The following is a 715-nucleotide window of genomic DNA, read 5'->3' as shown; positions in this document are numbered from 1 at the left end:
GCGCGCGCGAAGCAGCAGGCAGGGCGCAAGGGCCTTCCTGCCGCGCTCGACCGGGTCTCGGCCAAGCCGGGTTACGAACGCGCGCTCGCCGCCGTGCTGGGGCGCGATGCCAAGGCCCCGCTCGGCGCGCCCGAAGGCAAGGTGGAGGGGCGGTTCTGGGGTGGGTCGCAGGCACCTGCCGCGCTCGCCACATCGCTGGTCCATCACCTCGGCGAAGTGCCCGAGCAGCTCACCGCGCGGCTCGCGCTGGTGCACTTTGCCGAGAACGACGATGGCCGCGCGCTGGCACCCGGCGAATGGCTGGTCACCCGCGACGGAGCGCTGCGTCGGTGGGACGGCTTTGTCGCGCGCGGCGAAGGGGCCGCCGAAGCCGCGAGGCTGGAGGCGGACAACCGCTTTGCCGAACTCGATGCTCAGGTGCCCACGCTGCGCAACGCGGCGGAACGGGCCGAAGCCGCGCAGGCCGAGACGCAGGAGGCCTTGGCAACGCTGCAACGCGAACTGGTGGCGATGGAGCGCACAGTTAACGAGGCCGCCGAGGCCGAACGCTCGGCCCTGCGCGCGCAGGATCAAGCCGAGGCACGGCGCGAGCGGCTTGCCGCCCGGCGCGCAGAACTGGCCGAGGCGGGGGACGACCTGTCCGCACGCGTAACTCAGGCCGAAGCCGAGGTCGCCGCAGCGCAGGACAAGCTCAGCCAGTTGCCCGACCCCGCCG

General features: G+C 73.3%; 1 pseudogene. It reads left to right on the top strand.

Annotated features, from left to right (window positions below):
• Positions 1–715: pseudogene (locus D2V17_RS21210) on the top strand (chromosome segregation protein); the annotation flags it as partial.

The sequence above is a fragment of the Aurantiacibacter xanthus genome (genome assembly GCF_003584015.1).
GTDB lineage: Bacteria > Pseudomonadota > Alphaproteobacteria > Sphingomonadales > Sphingomonadaceae > Alteraurantiacibacter > Alteraurantiacibacter xanthus.
The sequence above is the reverse complement of the archived record's forward strand: the minus strand, read 5'-3'. Positions and strand labels throughout refer to the sequence as shown.